Origin of the sequence: Bradyrhizobium symbiodeficiens (assembly GCF_002266465.3) — a bacterium.
Taxonomy (GTDB): Bacteria; Pseudomonadota; Alphaproteobacteria; order Rhizobiales; family Xanthobacteraceae; genus Bradyrhizobium; species Bradyrhizobium symbiodeficiens.
The window spans coordinates 3,505,007-3,521,309 of record NZ_CP029427.2; the positions used below are offsets into that span (position 1 = coordinate 3,505,007).

Genomic DNA, 16,303 nt, shown 5'->3' on the forward strand with positions numbered 1-16,303 from the left:
TTTATCGCGGAGGGGGTTCCGTCTTGCCGGCGAGGTACTGTTCCAGCCAGTGGATGTGATAGTCGCCGTTGATGATGTCGTCTTCCCGCACCAGCGCGCGGAACAGCGGCAGCGTGGTCTCGATGCCTTCCACGACCATCTCGTCCAGGGCCCGGCGCAATCGCATCAGGCATTCGGCGCGGGTCTTGCCGTGCACGATCAGCTTGCCGACCAGGGAATCGTAATAGGGCGGGATCGTGTAGCCTTGGTACACCGCGGAATCGATGCGGACGCCGAGGCCGCCGGGCGGATGGTATTGCAAGATGCGGCCGGGCGAGGGGCGGAAGGTCTGGGGATTCTCGGCGTTGATGCGGCACTCGATCGCATGGCCGATGACCTGGATATCTTCCTGCCTTGCCGGCAAATCGCCGCCGGCGGCGATGCGGATCTGCTCCAGCACGAGGTCGATGTCGGTGATGCTCTCGGTGACGGGATGCTCGACCTGGATGCGGGTGTTCATCTCGATGAAGTAGAACTCGCCGTCCTCGTAGAGGAATTCGATGGTGCCGACGCCGAGATATTTCATGTCGCGCATCGCCTTGGCGCAGGTTTCGCCGATCTTGGCGCGCGCGGCGGCGGCAAGGACGGGCGAGGGGCCCTCTTCCCAGACCTTCTGGTGACGGCGTTGCAGCGAGCAGTCGCGCTCGCCGAGATGGATCGCGCCGCCGCGACCGTCGCCGAGAATCTGGATCTCAATGTGGCGCGGCTTCTGGAGATATTTTTCGAGATAGACGGAGGCATCGCCGAAGGCGGATTTGGCTTCGTTGGCCGCCGTCGACAGCGCCATCAGGAGGTCGGCCTCGCTGTGCGCCACCTTCATGCCGCGGCCACCGCCGCCGGCCGCCGCTTTCACCAACACTGGAAAGCCGATTGTCCTGGCGATCCCCAGCGCGTCGTCATCGGGGCCGACCGCCCCGTCCGAGCCGGGCACCACGGGAATGCCGAGCTTCTTGGCGGTCTTCTTCGCCTCGATCTTGTCGCCCATCAGGCGGATGTGCTCGGCCTTGGGACCGATGAAATGCAGATTGTGCTCTGAGAGGATCTCCGCAAAGCGGGCATTCTCGGACAGGAAGCCGTAACCGGGATGCACGGCATCGGCGCCCGTGATCTCGCAGGCCGCGAGCAGCGCGGGCACGTTGAGATAGCTGTCCTTGGACGCCGGCGGTCCGATGCAAACGCTCTCGTCCGACAGGCGCACATGCATGGCGTCGGCGTCGGCGGTGGAGTGCACGGCGACGGTCGCGATGCCGAGCTCCTTGCAGGCCCTGAGGATGCGAAGGGCGATCTCGCCGCGATTGGCTATGAGTATTTTGTCGAACATGGTGTCCTGTCGCGAATGGCGAGTGGCGAATGGCGAGTAGGGAAGGGGTGGACCATTCGCTATTCGCTATTCCCCATTCGCTTACTCAATAATCACCAGCGGCTCGCCGTACTCGACCGGCTGGCCGTCCTCGACCAGGATCTGCGTCACCGTGCCGGCGCGCGGCGAGGGGATCTGGTTCATGGTCTTCATGGCTTCGATGATCAGCAGCGTCTGTCCGACCGAAACCTTGCTGCCGACCTCGATGAACGGCTTGGCGCCGGGCTCCGGTGACCAATAGGCGGTGCCGACCATCGGCGAACTGACGGCGCCGGGATGCTTCGACAGGTCGGGTCCGGTGGCGGCAGGCGCGGCGGAGGCTGCCGGCAGGGCGGCGGGAGCGGCTGCCATCTGCATCGGCATGGTCGCGGCAACGCTGATGTTGCGGGCGACGCGCAGGCGCAGGCCTGCCCGTTCGATCTCGATCTCGGTGAGACTGGTCTCATCGAGCAGCAGGGCGAGCTCACGGACGAGCGCGGAATCCTCGCTGGAAAACTTTGCGGCTGCTTTGTCGTCTGGCTGGCGCGCCATGTTGTTTGATCCGAATGTTCTGTTTGATGAAGGGGGCTTCAGGCTTTGGGCTTGATGGCAAGCTTGGCGGCAAGGCCCTGGATGGCGAGGCGGTAGCCCTCGATGCCGAATCCGCAGAGCGAGGCGAAAGCCGCACGCGCGGTGTAGGAGTGGTGACGAAAGCTCTCGCGGGCGTGGATGTTGGTCACATGCACTTCGACCGTCGGGATCTGCACCGCGAGCAGCGCGTCATGCAGCGCGATCGAGGTGTGCGAATAGCCGCCGGCATTGACGATGATGCCCTTCATCTTGCGGGCATGCGCCTCGTGGATGAAGTCGATCAGCTCGCCCTCGCGATTGGACTGCCGGCAGTCAGCCTTGAGGCCGAAGCTGGCGGCCGTGTCCCGGCACAGCGCCTCGACGTCGGCCAGCGTGGCGTGGCCGTACTTCTCGGGCTCGCGCGTCCCCAACATGTTGAGGTTAGGCCCGTTGAGAACGAGGATCGTATCGGTTGCTGGTTCGGCCATTCCTATCCCGGCAGGTGCTTCGGCGTGGCGGGGGTTATAGGTAACAAAGCGGCCTAGGGGAAGCCTTGAAGGGCCTCCCAGGGGCCTTCAGGTACCTCATCTCCGGTGCAAAAACCTGTGCGCAAGCTACGGAAATTGCTTGTTAACCAGTTCCAATCGTGGCTGCCGGAGGGAGGCTCGCCGGGGAGGGCGACGCATAGGCCAAAGGCCCCTGCCGATGTTTCGGCAAGGGCCCATTTGGGGTTCAGCGAGGCAGCTTAGCCTTCGATGATGTAGACGATCTCGCGCGTCTGCGGACGGACGATCACGTACTGGCCGCGGACGTAGATGACTTCATAGCCACGCCATTGCGGATAGATCTCCACGATCCGGGGCGGCAGCGGATGGAAGTGGACCGATGCCGGGATCGCGGTGCCGACCGAGATGTTGAAGTTGACGTTGGTGGTCTCCTGGATCTTGGTCGACTTGATCGCCGTCGAGATTTCAGTCCGCTTCTCTGCGGGCGGCGCAGCCGCGGTCGCGGGGGCGTTACCCGTCGTGGTCTGAGACTTGCCGTCGGTGGTGCCCGGACGGTTCTCGGCATTGTTGCTCTTGGCGGCGCCGCCCGCCTTGTTGTCCTCGGCCTTCATGTCCTTCGCGCCGGACTTGGTGGAATCCGACTTGGTCGTCGAGTCCGAACTCATGCTCTTTGACTTGTCCTGGGCGCCCTGGGCGTGCTCACCCTTGACGTCGCCCTTGCTCGCGCCGGCCTTATCGTCGGCCGAGTTCTTGTTCATCGCACCGGACTTTTCCATCCCGCCGGATTTCTCCATGGTGCCGGACGACTTGTCCTCGGCGGCTCCGCCGGGCTTCATGGCGCCGCCGGCCTGGCCGACAGTGCCCTTGTCCCGGCCCATGGCGCCGCCATGGTCTGCCGCACCACCCGAAGGCTGCGCGTGCTGCGTCGGCTGTGCGCCGGCCGCACCGCCGGTGTCGCCTTTCATGCCCTGTGCGTTCGCCACACCGGCGCCGGCGACGAGTGCGGCCGCGGCAACCGAGATCATAAAGCGGTTCAACATCGAATTCTCCTCACGTGGTTCTTTGCGTCATTGCCCGCGCCGACAACGAAAGGGGATTTGAGTTGTTCCGGAACTTCGGCTGTTCCGCGGCATTTGTTTGTTGAACGCCAGATGAATGACTTTGCACGAAGCTGCCAACGTTCGGCGCGCAAGAAAAAGGCCGGCTTTTTCAGCCGGCCTTTTGGGTCGTCAATATCGTAGATCGTGTGATCAGCAGGTCGCCTTGCCACAGCGGGCAATGCCGATCTTTTCCTTCAGGCCTTCGACGCCGACGGCGCCGATCACGATCTGCTTGCCGATCACGTAGCTCGGCGTGCCGTTCATGCCCATCGCTTCGGCGAGCTTGAAGTTCTCCTCGATGGTGGCGCGCACCTCGGGGCTGGCGAGGTCCTTCTCGATCCTGGCGGTGTCGAGGCCGGCTTCCTTGGCGGCTTGAAGCGCGCGCGCCTTGTCGGCGGCGCCGCGGCCGCCGAGCAGCTTCTGGTGGAAGTCGAGATATTTCTTGCCGGAGGGATCCTGCATGCGCACGGCAACCGCCACCTGCGCCGCCTCGACCGAGCCCTGACTCAGCACCGGAAACTCCTTCAGCACCACCTTCAGCTTCGGATCGCTTTTCATCAGGGTGAGCATGTCGTCCATCGCGCGCTTGCAGTAGCCGCAATTGTAATCGAAGAACTCGACGAAGGTGACGTCGCCGTCCTTGTTGCCGAGCACGACCTGGCGCGGCGAGTTGAAGATCGCGTCCGCATTCTGCGTGACGCTGGCCTCGTGCTTCTGCGTCTCGGCCGCGGCCTGGCGCTTGCTGAGCTCGGCCATCGCCTCTTCGAGCACCTCGGGATGGCTGACGAGATAGTTCTTGATGATCTTCTCGATATCGGTGCGCTGGCCATCGGAGAAACTGTCGGCCGAGGCGGGCGCGGCCGCGCCGAACAAAGCGAGCGCAAACAGCGCGGGAGCAAGCAGGCGCAGCGAAGGCATGGGTAAATCCTCTTATCCAAAGCAGGTTTCGGAATACGTCCCGGCGGACTTAAGCTCGGTGTCGTGACGTCGTGGTATCGGGCGTCGTTCGAGTTACGTCAGTTGCGTGGCGGCTTCGCCGCCACGATGTCGTCGGCCCTGACCCATCCGGGCGTGCCGACGGCGAAACGGGTTTTCGCGCGCGTGGCGAGCTCGCGGGCGGTCTTGTTGTCGCCGCGCAGGTAAGCGGCTTGCGCCGAGGCGAGATCCGCTTCGGCATAGTCGCCCTTCCGGCCGTAGGCCATCGCGAGCTGGGTATAGCCGAGCACCGCCTCGGGTTCTCGGGCTACCGCACCGCGGAGAATCCGAACGGCGTCGTCGGTGTAGGCCTTATTATCGGTTCCAACCAGAGCCTGCCCAAGTAACATCTCGATGAGGGGGGCGTTGTTGGAAAGCTGTGCGGCCTTGCGCAACGGAGCGATCGCCTCGGCCGGCTTGCCGCTTTCCAACAGGGCCTGGCCGCGGACCTCGTAAAAGTACGGATTGTTGGGCTGGACCTGGATCAGCGCGTCGATCTGCGCGAGCGCGCTGCGCAAATCCCCGTGCAGATAGGTGCTGATGGCGCGGGCATAACGTGCCGGCATGCTGTCGTTGGTCTGGGGATAGCGGCGGTACACCGTTTCCGGCCGCTCCATGAACGCGGAGATCTTGGCACGAACCATGTCGTGGCGTAGCTGCAGCGCGGCATCGTCCTTCTTGTTCCAATAGGGGCTGGAACTGGCGAGTTCCTGAAGCGCGGCGACGCGCTCGGCCGGCATCGGATGCGACTGGAGATAGGGATCGGCGCCGCGCGACGCGAACAGGCTCTCGCTGGTGAAGCGCTTGAAGGTCTCGTACATGCCCTTCGGCGATTGCTGGGTCGCGGTCAGGAATTTCACGCCGGCGCGGTCGGCGTTCTCCTCCTGCTGGCGCTGGTAGGACAGCAGCGTCCGGCGGATCATCTCCTGTGGAGCGGCGATCGCGGCGGCGCCGGCATTGGCGAGCCCGTTGTTGCCGGCGCTGCTGCGCTGGGTGCTGCCCGCGGCGATCGCGCCGGCGCCGAGCAGCATCGCGATGATCATCTGGGTCTGGGCGGCCGCGAGCTGCTCGCGCAGCTTGGACAGATGGCCACCGGCCAGATGCCCGGTCTCGTGCGCGAGCACGCCGATGATCTGGTTCGGCGTCTCCGATTGAAGGATCGCGCCGTAATTGACGAAGATGCGGCGGCCGTCGGCGACGAACGCGTTGAACGAACTGTCGTTGATGATCACCATCTGGATGTTCTGCTTCTCCAGACCCGCGGCGCGCAGGATCGGGCGCGTGTATTCGCGCAGCAGCTGCTCGGTCTCGGTGTCGCGCAGGACCGGCGGCCCCTTCTGCTGCGCCCGCGCCGCCGGGAGCGGCAGCAGCGCGATCGCCGCAGCCGTGACAAGGGCGGTGAGGGCGGAGGCCTTCTTGCGCAATGCGATCTGGAACGACATCAAACGGTCTTGGTCAAACGGTCTGGACAGCAGTTTCGTGATTGGTTTTGGCGATTGGCGGCGGACCGGATACGCGATATGCCCTTACGAGCGTTACCCTTATGAGCCGTACAATGCGGCCAGTCTGGGGCGCAAGCGCTCCGTTTTCCGGACCGGACGCACCGGTCCGCCAGCGAAATAGCAGAAATCGATGCACGATGCGACATTGAGGACCCGGTTGGGGCAGTGGCTCGAGCCCTCCCGCCGCAGCGATGTTCCCCCGTTCATGGTGATGGACGTCATGGCCGCGGCCGCCCGAATCGAGGCCGCCGGGGGGCATGTCATCCATATGGAGGTCGGCCAGCCCGCGGCCGGTGCACCCAGCACCGCGATCGCAGCCGCCCATGCGGCGCTGGAGGCCGGGCGGGTCGACTATACCTCAGCGCTTGGCATTCCCAGCCTGCGGCAGCGCATCGCACGCCATTATCGCGATGCCTATGGCTGCGACGTCAGCCCTGACCGGATTGTGGTGACCACCGGCTCCTCGGGCGGGTTCATCCTGGCCTTCCTGTCGATGTTCGAGCCCGGCGACCGCGTCGCCGTGACGGTGCCGGGCTATCCGCCTTATCGCCATATTCTCACTGCGCTCGGCTGCGAGCCGGTGCTGATCGAGACCACCCACGAGACGCGCCATGCGCTCACCGGCGAGGCGTTGCTCGCGGCGCATCGCAAGGCCCCGCTGAAGGGTGTGCTGGTCGGCAGCCCCGCCAATCCGACGGGGACCATGATGTCGCGCGAAGCGCTCGCCGGCCTGATGGCGGCCGCCGAAGATGCCGGCATCCGCTTCATCTCTGACGAGATCTATCACGGGCTCGATTATGCGTTTCCGGCAGTCACCGCAGCGGCGCTTTCCGAGCACGCACTCGTGATCAACTCGTTCTCGAAGTATTTTTGCATGACCGGTTGGCGCGTCGGCTGGATGGTCGTGCCTGACATCCTGGTGCGGCCGATCGAGCGGCTGCAGCAGAACCTCTCGATCTCGGTGCCGTCGCTCTCGCAGATTGCCGCTGAAGCCGCCTTCGACGGTGCAGCCGAGATGGAGGCGATCAAGCACGGCTATCAGGAAAACCGGCGGATTTTGATCGAGGGTTTGCCGAAAGCCGGCCTCACCAAATTCCTGCCGGCCGATGGTGCATTTTATCTCTATGCCGACGTCTCGGACTTCACCTCCGACAGTTTCGAATTCGCCAAGCAGATGCTCGAACAGGCACGCGTCGCGGCCACGCCGGGGCTCGATTTCGATCCCGTTCACGGCCGCTCCTTCATTCGTCTTTCCTATGCGCGCTCGCCCGGCGAGATGCGCGAGGCAGTTGACCGGATCGCTCACTGGCTTAAATAGCCGCCAGTTTCGACCAATTCCGGAGTTCATCTTGTCTGACCGATCTGTCCCGACCTCTGCCACGCCGCATTTTCCTCTCGCCGCATTGATGTGGCCGACCCGACCGGGCGAAACCGTCGGCGCGGTGCGTGCCGTCGTTCTGGTTGCACTCGGCACCGCATTGATGGCGCTGTCGGCCAAGGTGAACCTGCCGCTGCCCTATGTGCCCATGACGTTGCAGACGCTGGTGGTGCTGATGATCGGCGCTGCCTATGGCTGGCGTCTTGGCAGCGCAACCATGGTCGCCTACCTCGTGGAAGGCGCGCTCGGGGCGCCGGTGTTTGCCGGGCCGATCGGTGGCATTGCGCCGTTGGTCGGACCGACCGCGGGCTATCTGTTCGGCTTCATTGCGGCCGCTTTCGTGACCGGCTGGCTCGCCGAACGTGGTTGGGATAGCAGCGTGATGCTGCTGTTCGCAGCGATGGCTGTCGGCCATATCGTCATTCTGGCGGCCGGCTTTGGCTGGCTGGCGTTCGGCCTCGGGCTGGGCGTTGCAAAGGCCTTTCAGGTCGGCATCGTGCCGTTCGTTGCGGCCTCGCTGGTGAAGAATGCGCTTGGCGCAACGTTGATGCCGGCAGCGCGCAGACTGATCGATCGCCGCCGGTAAAACGCGCAAGCGCGGGCAGTTCCGATTGACAGGGCCGGCCAAGTTGATCTTGGCTGGCCCAGTGTTTTGAGGGGAGTGAAACGATGACGACGACCGTCATGACGGGGGCGCCGGTCGCGCCGCCCGTCGTCAAGCCGTGGTACAAGGTTCTCTACGTCCAGGTGCTGATCGCCATCGTGCTCGGCGCCATCGTTGGCTGGCTCTGGCCGGAATTCGCCAAGAACGAATGGATCAAGGCGCTCGGCGACGGCTTCATCAAGCTGATCAAGATGGTGATCGCACCGATCATCTTCTGCACCGTGGTCTCGGGCATCGCCCATATCCAGGATGCCAAGAAGGTCGGCCGCATCGGCGTCAAGGCGCTGGTCTATTTCGAGGTCGTCTCGACCTTCGCATTGTTGATCGGACTTGTCGTTGGCAACCTCGTCAAGCCCGGCGCCGGCTTCGGCAACGCGGCGGCGAATGCGCAGGCGGTCGCAAAGTTCGCAGATCAGGCCAAGGCGCAAAAGAGTTCCGAATTCGTCCTGCACATCATTCCCGATACCGTGGTCGGTGCGTTCGCCCAGGGTGAGATCCTTCAGGTGTTGTTGTTCTCGGTGCTGTTCGGCTTTGCCATCATGAGCCTCGGCGAGCGCGGCCACACCATCCGCAGTTTCATCGACGACGCCGCGCATGCGGTGTTTGGTGTCATCTCCATCGTGATGCGCGCAGCGCCGTTCGGCGCGTTCGGCGCGATGGCCTATACGATCGGCGTGTACGGACCGACGGCGCTCGGTAACCTGATCGGGCTGATCGCCACGTTCTACGTCACCGCAGCGCTGTTCGTGTTCGTGGTGCTCGGAATCATCGCGCGCATCGCCGGGTTCTCGATCTTCAAGTTCCTGGCCTACATCAAGGACGAGCTCCTGATCGTGCTCGGCACCTCATCCTCGGAAAGCGCGCTTCCGTCCATGATGGAGAAGCTGGAGCGGCTCGGCTGCTCCAAGTCGGTGGTCGGGCTCGTCGTGCCGACGGGTTATTCGTTCAATCTCGACGGCACCAACATCTACATGACGCTGGCGACGCTCTTCATCGCGCAGGCACTCGGCGTCGATCTCAGCTTCAGCCAGCAACTGACCATCCTGGTCGTGGCGATGCTGACCTCGAAGGGCGCCTCCGGAATCACCGGCGCGGGCTTCATCACCCTGGCGGCGACGCTGGCCGTGGTCGATCCGCGCCTCGTGCCAGGCATGGCGATCGTGCTCGGCATCGACAAGTTCATGAGCGAGTGCCGCGCGCTGACCAACCTGTGCGGCAACGGCGTCGCCTGCGTGATCGTCGCCTGGTGGGAGGGTGAGCTCGACCGCGACAAGCTGAACGCCAACCTCTCCAGGCAGATCGATCCGACCGACATGGAGACGGCGATCACGACGGACTGATCTGGATCTGACGACACGAGCTGCGTTGTCAGACCTTGAAGTAATGGGGCTGGTCGAGATCTTCGATCAGCCCTTTTTCTTTGGGCGCCCAGCCGAGCGCAGCCCGCGTCTTCGCGCTCGAGGTCGGAACGTCGACGGCCGCAAACCGCGCGAACCAGCCGAAATGAGATTCGGCGTCGTCGGGAGATTTCGAGACCACGGGCACGCCGAGCCTCTTGCCGATCACCTTCGCGATCACCTTGAACGGCACGCCTTCCTCGGCGATGGCGTGATAGCGGCGAGCGGATGCGCCTTGTTCGAGCGCGAGGCGATAGACGCGCGCGGCATCGAGGCGATGGGCGGCCGGCCAGCGGTTCATGCCGTCGCCGATATAGGCTGCAGCTCCTTTCTCCCGGGCGATCGCAATCAGGCGCGGGACAAAGCCGTGGTCGCCCTCGCCATGGGTCGTGGGCGGCAGCCGCACGATGCCGGCGCGGACGCCGCGGTCGGCGAGCTCTTCGGCGGTCGCTTCCGACACGCGCGGAAAGTGGCGGGCCGCCGCATCGTCCTCGGTCGCGAGCCGTCCGGGCGCGAGCAGCGCGACGCCCGAGGTGACGATCAGCGGACGCTCGGAGCCATTCAGTTCGTCGCCGAGCGCGAGGATCGCACGGCGGTCGAGTTCGCAATTCTCGGTGAATTTCGAGAAGTCGTGGTTGAATGCGAGGTGAAGCACGCCGTCGGAGGCAGCCGCGCCGCTGCGCAAGGAGGCGTGATCCTCCAGCGAGCCGTGATGGACCTCCGCGCCCATCGCGGTGAGGGCGGCGGCACCGGCATCGGTCCGGGCAAGGCCGGCGACGCGGTGCCCGGCGGCGATCAGGTCGGCAACGACGGCGGAGCCGACGAAGCCAGTGGCGCCGGTGACGAAGACACGCATGAGCAATCTCCAGGAATTGGCGGCGAGGGGTTGGTGGAGATGACCATCCGCATTACAAATATCCGGGTAAAGTAGTGACGTTATCAGGGTATAATAGCTAACAGCATGAGCGAGACGGCCACCGCCGAGAACCTGCTCGGGGCCTATCTCCGGGATCGCCGCACCAGGCTCGATGCCGCCGCGTTCGGCCTTGCCGGCAGTCGCAGGCGCACGCCCGGCTTGCGTCGCGAGGAGGTGGCGCAGCGCGCCAATATCAGCCCGACCTGGTACACGTGGCTGGAGCAGGGCCGCGGCGGAGCACCGTCGGCCGACGTGCTCGACCGCATCGCCCGCGCGTTGATGCTGACCGATGTCGAGCGCGAGCATTTGTTCCTGATCGGCCTCGGCCGCCCGCCCGAGGTGCGCTACCAGGCCAGCGAAGGCGTCTCGCCGCGGCTGCAGCGCGTGCTCGACGCGCTCGCATTCAGCCCGGCGCTGGTGCGGACCGCGACCTGGGACGTCGTCGCCTGGAATCGTGCCGCAACCGCCGTGCTGACGGACTACGGCGCGATCCCGCCGGGACAGCGCAACATCCTGCGCTTCATCTTCTGCGATCCGCGCGTGCGCGCGACGCAATATGATTGGGACAGCGTGGCCCGCTTCGTCGTGGCCGCGTTCCGGGCGGATGCCGCGCGCGCGGGCGCGGTCTCGCATGTCGCCGACTTCGTCGATGAGCTGTGCCGCACCAGTCCGGAATTCGCCGCGCTCTGGCGCGACAACGACGTGCGCCATCACGGCGATGGCACCAAGCGGCTGCGCCACCCGGTTCACGGCATGATGTCGTTCGAATTTTCGAGCTTCAACGTCGAGGGCCGCTCCGATCTCAGCATGATCGTCTACAACCCGGCGACGACCGAAGACGCCGAGCGCATCAGAAAGCTGCTCGCCGAGCGAACAGATTGACGGAAGCAGGCAGCTTGCCCGAAGGGCTTAGAACCGCCCCGGCCGGTACGGAGTCGGATCGATCGCAGGCGTCTCGCCGCTCATAATCTCCGCGAGCAGGCGCCCCGTCGCCGGTCCGAGGGTGAAGCCCTGGTGGCCGTGGCCGAAATTCATCCAGAGGCCCGGATGGCGCGGCGCTTGCCCGAGCACCGGCAGCATGTCGGGCGTACAGGGGCGGGTGCCGAACCACGGATCCGGCTCGACGCGCTTGCCGAGATCAATCAGCTCGCGTGCGGATGCTTCCGCGCTGGCGAGCTGCACGGGCGTGGCGAGAGCCTCAGGGCTCGTTAGCTCGGCTCCCGTGGTGATGCGAATGCCCTTGGCCATCGGCCCCATGGCATAGCCGCCGGACTTGTCGATCAGCGGCAGGTCGAGCGAAGCGCCGCCGCTGTAATGCATGTGATAGCCGCGCTTGCGCACCAGGGGGATGCGATAGCCGAATTTGTGGAGGAGATCGGGCGACCACGGCCCGAGGGTCACGACGGCGTGGGCGGCGTCGAGGCGCCCCTGGTCCGTATCGACCGACCAGCCGCTCGCGGTCTGCCGCAGCGACTGCGCATCGCCGAGCACGATGGTGCCGCCGCGGCGCTCGAACAGCTCGGCATAGGCCGTGACCAGCGCGCCGGGATCGGACACGGTCCAGGTGTCGAGCCAATGGATCGCGCCGGGGAGGTCGTCGCGCAGGACCGGCTCGGCCTTGGCGAGATCGCTGCCCGAGAGCACGCGAAAATTCACGCCAAACTCGCGCCGGTCTTGTTCGGCGTCCTTGATCGAGTGCTCCAGGGCGGCAGCATCACGATACAGCGCGCGGTAGCCGGCGCGGCGGATGAGATTGTCGGCATGGGCCTCGCGAATGAGGATGTCGTGCTCGCTCGTCGCGTAGGCGATCAGCCGCGCCCAGGCCTCGATCGCCTCGCGATGGCGCTTCGGCGCCGAATGCCACCAGTAACGGAGCAGGGGCTCGATATGGAGATGAAGCGACGACAGGCTGTAGCGTACGTCGTTGGTGCGGCCGGTCGCGATCTTCAGGAGGGTCGCAAGGTCCCGCGGCATCGGATAGGGGCGAACTGCTTCGGCCTGGATCATCCCGGCGTTGCCGTAGCTGGTCTCGCGGCCCGGCTCCCTGCGGTCGACGAGCGTGACGGTCCAGCCGCGCTGCTGGAGGTGCAGCGCCGCGCTCACGCCGATCATGCCGCCGCCGAGAACGATTGCGCTTTGCATTGAAACTGACCTCGCCAAATCAAAAAACGCCCGGCTTGACCCGGGCGTTTTCTCTTGAGTGTTCGGTTTTATTCGCCGCCGCCGAAGCGGCGGGACCACCAGCCGGCGCGGCGTGGCGCGGCCGGCGTTTCGCTTGCCGGTTCCGGCGCGGGCTCAGCCGCCGGCGGAGTGGCCGGCTCAGGCGCCTGCGCGACCGGGGCTGCCGGCTCGCTCGAGCTGCTCGACAGGAAGCTCACCTTTTCCCGGACCGTGGAGCGGCGCCGCGCGGCCTTGTCGTCGGCGGGCTCTTCCTCCGCGGCAACGGGCTCCGGCTGGGCCGGCGCCACCTCGGTCCGCACCTCGGCGCGCGGCTCGGGCTGTGAGACCTCAGGCTCGGCGGTGTGCTCGGCTTGGGCGATCGAGGGTGCAGCCTCGCTGCTGAAGCCGTCGAAATCGGCGACTGCGTCGGACGCTTCCGACGGCTGACTGGTACCGAGTTCGTCGCCGATCGAGCCGGCAAGACCTTCCTCGCCGCTGCCACGCCGACGGCGTCCACCCCGACGACCACGCCGGCGGCGTCGGTCCGCGCTGCTCTGCTGCTCGCCGCGGGCCGCCTGCTCCTCGCCCTCTTCGCCATCCTGTTCGGACTCTGCATCCTCTTCGCCTTCGCCGGCCGCGACAGCCGGCTCGGGAAGGGTGGCAGGGCTATCCTCACGCAACTCGCCGTCGCGCTGGCCACCGCGGCCGCGCCGGCGCCGGCGGCGCTTGCGGCGCTGGCCGTCCTGCTCGGAACCTGCTTCGCCCGCGGCCTCTTCAGCGAGACCTTCACTCTCGTCGGTCTCGACTTCGGATTCGGTCTCGATGTCGAAGCCGTCCTCGTCGTCGAAGGCTTCTTCCGCCAGCGGGGGCGGGCTCGCGGCCGCCTGCGCCACCAGCAGTGCCTTGGCGGCTTCCAGCGTGTGGACCTGCTCGCCGCGGTCGATGACATAGGCCTGCGGTCCGCTGACGCTTGCGTCGGCGATGACCGACAGCGTCACCTTGAAGCCGTTCTCGAGATCGCGCAGATGGCCGCGCTTGTGGTTCAGCACATAGAGCGCGACGTCGGTGCGGGTGCGGACCACCAGATTGTGGGTCGCGCCCTTCATCAGGATCTCTTCGAGGCCGCGCAGCAGCTGAAGCGCCACCGAAGACACCGAACGGACATGGCCGGTGCCGCCGCAATGCGGGCACGGATCGGTCGAGCTCTCGAGCACGCTGGCGCGGATGCGCTGGCGCGACATCTCGAGCAGGCCGAAATGCGAGATGCGGCCGACCTGGATGCGCGCGCGGTCCTGCCGCAGGCAGTCCGACAGCTTGCGCTCGACCGCACGGTTGTTGCGCTTCTCGTCCATGTCGATGAAGTCGATGACGATCAGGCCGGCGAGGTCGCGCAGACGAAGCTGGCGGGCGACCTCTTCGGACGCTTCCAGATTGGTCTTGAGCGCGGTGTCCTCGATGTGGTGCTCGCGGGTCGAGCGGCCGGAGTTGACGTCGATCGAGACCAGCGCCTCGGTCTGGTTGATCACGATGTAGCCGCCGGAGCGCAGCTGCACGGTCGGCGAGAACATCGCGTCGAGCTGGCTTTCGACGCCCATGCGCGAGAACAACGGCTGGCCGTCGCGATACTGTTTCACCGCGCTGACATTGGCGGGCATCAGCATCTTCATGAAGTCGCGGGCTTCGCGGTAGCCGGCTTCACCGGCCACCGAGATCTCGTCGATCTCCTTGTTGTAGAGGTCGCGCAGCGATCGCTTGATCAGCGAGCCTTCCTCGTAGACGAGGGTCGGAGCCTGCGACTTCAGCGTCAGGTCGCGCACCGTCTCCCACATCCGGATCAGATATTCGAAGTCGCGCTTGATCTCGGGCTTGGTGCGGGCGGCGCCGGCGGTGCGCAGGATGATGCCCATGCCTTCCGGCACGTCGAGATCCTGCACCACTTCCTTCAGGCGCGAACGGTCCTGGGCGCTGGTGATCTTGCGGCTGATGCCGCCGCCGCGTGCGGTGTTCGGCATCAACACGGCATAGCGGCCGGCGAGCGAGAGGTAGGTGGTCAGCGCCGCGCCCTTGTTGCCGCGCTCTTCCTTGACGACCTGCACCAGCATGACCTGGCGGCGCTTGATCACTTCCTGGATCTTGTACTGGCGGCGTGGGCGGAAGGTGCGCTCCGGCACTTCCTCCAGCACGTCGTCGCCGCCGACGGATTCAACGACTTCCTCTTCGGCTTCCTCGTCGTCCTCGTCCTCATCCTCGTCGTCTTCGCCGGTTGTTTCCGCAGCCTCGGCATGCGGGGCCTCGCCGTAGACGGCGTCGGCCGGCTCAGTTGAAGCGGTCACGGCTTCGGCGAGATCCTCGGCATGCGTTTCGTGGGAATAGGAGGCGTGAGCCTCGAAGGTCTGGGCCCCCTGCGGTTCGGCAGCAACCACGGGTTCGGCGCCGACGGCCGCGACAGGCGCGGGGGTCTCATCGGCATGATGATGCTCGTCATGATCGTGACCATGGTCATGATCATGCGCGTGATCGTCACCATGGGCATGATGATGGTCGTGCGCGTGTCCTTCGTGGTCATGATCGTGGTGATCATGATCGCCATGTTCGTGGTCGTGATGATCGTGCTCGCCCTGATGCTCCGCATCGGCGTGCAGATGCTCGCCTTCGTGCGACGCGCCTTCGGCGAGCATGGCCTCGCCCTCGACCGGCTGAGCCGTGGGATCGGTGCCTTCAACGACGTCGCTGCGGACGCGTTCGCCATGACCGCGGCGGCGGGAGTTGCGGTGGCGCGAGCGGCGGCGGCCGTTGGAGCGGTTCTCGCTCTCTTCCTCGGCCTCGCGATGGGCCTGTTCCTCGGCCTCGATCAGCGCCTGCCGGTCGGCGACCGGGATCTGATAATAGTCGGGATGGATTTCGCTGAAAGCGAGGAAGCCGTGGCGGTTGCCGCCATATTCGACGAAGGCGGCCTGGAGCGAGGGTTCGACCCTTGTGACCTTGGCGAGGTAGATATTCCCGCGCAGTTGCTTGCGTTGCGCGGTCTCGAAATCAAACTCTTCGACGCGATTGCCGCGGACCACGACGACCCGGGTCTCCTCCGGGTGGGTGGCATCGATCAACATCTTGTTGGGCATGTCTTAACTCTTGGCGGCGGCGGGCGCTTTTCACCGTGGGCGCGAGCTGCGCTGCCGGGTGACGCGACGGTCCACCTGATTCGGGGGTGAGGGGAAGGCCGAAACGCCGTCTCTCGCGCCTTGCCGAACCGAAAGCTTCAGGGCCAAGGCGGCGCGCGGGATTTTCACCCCGCAGCGTCGCGAATGATCCTTCAGAATTCGTCGGCACAGTCTGGCGCATCAAGCGTCGGCCCGTATGAAACATTGGGCGGCGAGGCCGCCCTTCAATCAGTTGCTGCTGGCCAGGCATGGCGCGAGCGCGCTCGCCTTGGGGTCGCGAACCGCTCCCTTGGGATCAAGGGACCGGGTAATGGGTTACGTCGCTGTCAGAACTGTCCCGGAAACGCGAGTGGTAACCCAGGACCGTCCGCCACCGGCGCTTGACCCGCTCCACCTCGCTGCCGCGCACCGCGCTGGTCTTAGAGGGGAACGGAAAAACGCTGGAATTCCCAAACCTTGAGAGTTCCGGCGCTGCACCGGGAGGCTGAATGCGACACAACCGGAAATATCGGCCGTCAGCATTCCGTACATACGAGGAATGAGCCATCGGTGCAAGGGAGCGTCGCACGGCGGTCACAGTCAGCGAGTTTCGCGCTTCT

13 protein-coding genes are annotated in these 16,303 nt (G+C 65.4%); 4 read left to right on the top strand and 9 right to left on the bottom strand.

Features of this window, described 5'->3' with window-relative positions; genetic code table 11:
• Position 1 precedes the first annotated feature (1 nt).
• The 6 genes from accC to CIT39_RS16180 form a co-directional block, all read right to left on the bottom strand.
• On the bottom strand, positions 2-1,360 hold the full coding sequence (gene accC, locus CIT39_RS16155; protein ID WP_094974365.1) for an acetyl-CoA carboxylase biotin carboxylase subunit: 1,359 nt from the start codon (positions 1,358-1,360) through the stop codon (positions 2-4).
• 81 nt (positions 1,361-1,441) lie between these two features.
• Positions 1,442-1,930 carry an acetyl-CoA carboxylase biotin carboxyl carrier protein gene (gene accB / locus CIT39_RS16160; RefSeq protein WP_094974364.1) on the bottom strand — a complete coding sequence of 163 codons (489 nt, stop codon included), beginning with the start codon at positions 1,928-1,930 and terminating at the stop codon, positions 1,442-1,444.
• A gap of 38 nt (positions 1,931-1,968) precedes the next feature.
• Positions 1,969-2,436 carry a type II 3-dehydroquinate dehydratase gene (gene aroQ, locus CIT39_RS16165; RefSeq protein ID WP_094896869.1) on the bottom strand — a complete coding sequence of 156 codons (468 nt, stop codon included), beginning with the start codon at positions 2,434-2,436 and terminating at the stop codon, positions 1,969-1,971.
• A gap of 257 nt (positions 2,437-2,693) precedes the next feature.
• A complete protein-coding gene (locus tag CIT39_RS16170) occupies positions 2,694-3,494 on the bottom strand; it encodes a DUF1236 domain-containing protein (protein ID WP_094974363.1) in 801 nt (266 codons plus the stop codon).
• A 210-nt stretch (positions 3,495-3,704) separates the two neighbouring features.
• The gene (locus CIT39_RS16175; RefSeq protein ID WP_094974362.1) at positions 3,705-4,472 is read right to left on the bottom strand and encodes a DsbA family protein; all 768 of its coding nucleotides are present in this window, start codon (positions 4,470-4,472) and stop codon (positions 3,705-3,707) included.
• Positions 4,473-4,570: 98 nt separating this feature from the next.
• Positions 4,571-5,971, bottom strand: coding sequence for a M48 family metalloprotease (locus tag CIT39_RS16180; RefSeq protein WP_094974361.1), 1,401 nt, complete (start codon positions 5,969-5,971; stop codon positions 4,571-4,573).
• Between the two features lie 190 nt (positions 5,972-6,161).
• On the opposite strand from CIT39_RS16180, the gene CIT39_RS16185 reads away from it, so the two are divergent.
• From CIT39_RS16185 to CIT39_RS16195, 3 genes are all read left to right on the top strand, one after another.
• Positions 6,162-7,349, top strand: coding sequence for a pyridoxal phosphate-dependent aminotransferase (locus CIT39_RS16185; RefSeq protein WP_094974360.1), 1,188 nt, complete (start codon positions 6,162-6,164; stop codon positions 7,347-7,349).
• 88 nt (positions 7,350-7,437) lie between these two features.
• Positions 7,438-7,995 carry a biotin transporter BioY gene (locus CIT39_RS16190; protein WP_094974359.1) on the top strand — a complete coding sequence of 186 codons (558 nt, stop codon included), beginning with the start codon at positions 7,438-7,440 and terminating at the stop codon, positions 7,993-7,995.
• An 83-nt stretch (positions 7,996-8,078) separates the two neighbouring features.
• Positions 8,079-9,413 (top strand): dicarboxylate/amino acid:cation symporter, encoded by a 1,335-nt coding sequence (locus CIT39_RS16195; RefSeq protein WP_094974358.1) that lies wholly within the window; start codon positions 8,079-8,081, stop codon positions 9,411-9,413.
• A 28-nt stretch (positions 9,414-9,441) separates the two neighbouring features.
• Here the strand turns inward: CIT39_RS16195 and CIT39_RS16200 are convergent, their stop codons facing one another.
• The gene (locus CIT39_RS16200) at positions 9,442-10,326 is read right to left on the bottom strand and encodes an SDR family oxidoreductase (protein ID WP_094974357.1); all 885 of its coding nucleotides are present in this window, start codon (positions 10,324-10,326) and stop codon (positions 9,442-9,444) included.
• A gap of 105 nt (positions 10,327-10,431) precedes the next feature.
• Between CIT39_RS16200 and CIT39_RS16205 the strand changes: the two genes are divergently transcribed.
• Positions 10,432-11,268, top strand: a complete 837-nt coding sequence (locus CIT39_RS16205) for a helix-turn-helix transcriptional regulator (protein ID WP_094974356.1) — start codon at positions 10,432-10,434, stop codon at positions 11,266-11,268.
• A 27-nt stretch (positions 11,269-11,295) separates the two neighbouring features.
• Here the strand turns inward: CIT39_RS16205 and CIT39_RS16210 are convergent, their stop codons facing one another.
• Both CIT39_RS16210 and CIT39_RS16215 read right to left on the bottom strand, forming a co-directional pair.
• Positions 11,296-12,528 carry an NAD(P)/FAD-dependent oxidoreductase gene (locus CIT39_RS16210; protein ID WP_094974355.1) on the bottom strand — a complete coding sequence of 411 codons (1,233 nt, stop codon included), beginning with the start codon at positions 12,526-12,528 and terminating at the stop codon, positions 11,296-11,298.
• 68 nt (positions 12,529-12,596) lie between these two features.
• On the bottom strand, positions 12,597-15,665 hold the full coding sequence (locus CIT39_RS16215; protein WP_094974354.1) for an Rne/Rng family ribonuclease: 3,069 nt from the start codon (positions 15,663-15,665) through the stop codon (positions 12,597-12,599).
• Positions 15,666-16,303: the final 638 nt, after the last annotated feature.

Excerpts from the sequence above, each read along its gene's own strand:
- accC (WP_094974365.1), bottom strand. The coding sequence starts at position 1,360 with ATGTTCGACAAAATACTCATAGCCAATCGCGGCGAGATCGCCCTTCGC.
- CIT39_RS16185 (WP_094974360.1), top strand. The coding sequence starts at position 6,162 with ATGCACGATGCGACATTGAGGACCCGGTTGGGGCAGTGGCTCGAGCCC.
- accB (WP_094974364.1), bottom strand. The coding sequence starts at position 1,930 with ATGGCGCGCCAGCCAGACGACAAAGCAGCCGCAAAGTTTTCCAGCGAG.
- CIT39_RS16210 (WP_094974355.1), bottom strand. The coding sequence starts at position 12,528 with ATGCAAAGCGCAATCGTTCTCGGCGGCGGCATGATCGGCGTGAGCGCG.
- aroQ (WP_094896869.1), bottom strand. The coding sequence starts at position 2,436 with ATGGCCGAACCAGCAACCGATACGATCCTCGTTCTCAACGGGCCTAAC.
- CIT39_RS16195 (WP_094974358.1), top strand. The coding sequence starts at position 8,079 with ATGACGACGACCGTCATGACGGGGGCGCCGGTCGCGCCGCCCGTCGTC.
- CIT39_RS16170 (WP_094974363.1), bottom strand. The coding sequence starts at position 3,494 with ATGTTGAACCGCTTTATGATCTCGGTTGCCGCGGCCGCACTCGTCGCC.
- CIT39_RS16215 (WP_094974354.1), bottom strand. The coding sequence starts at position 15,665 with ATGCCCAACAAGATGTTGATCGATGCCACCCACCCGGAGGAGACCCGG.
- CIT39_RS16205 (WP_094974356.1), top strand. The coding sequence starts at position 10,432 with ATGAGCGAGACGGCCACCGCCGAGAACCTGCTCGGGGCCTATCTCCGG.
- CIT39_RS16175 (WP_094974362.1), bottom strand. The coding sequence starts at position 4,472 with ATGCCTTCGCTGCGCCTGCTTGCTCCCGCGCTGTTTGCGCTCGCTTTG.
- CIT39_RS16180 (WP_094974361.1), bottom strand. The coding sequence starts at position 5,971 with ATGTCGTTCCAGATCGCATTGCGCAAGAAGGCCTCCGCCCTCACCGCC.
- CIT39_RS16190 (WP_094974359.1), top strand. The coding sequence starts at position 7,438 with ATGTGGCCGACCCGACCGGGCGAAACCGTCGGCGCGGTGCGTGCCGTC.
- CIT39_RS16200 (WP_094974357.1), bottom strand. The coding sequence starts at position 10,326 with ATGCGTGTCTTCGTCACCGGCGCCACTGGCTTCGTCGGCTCCGCCGTC.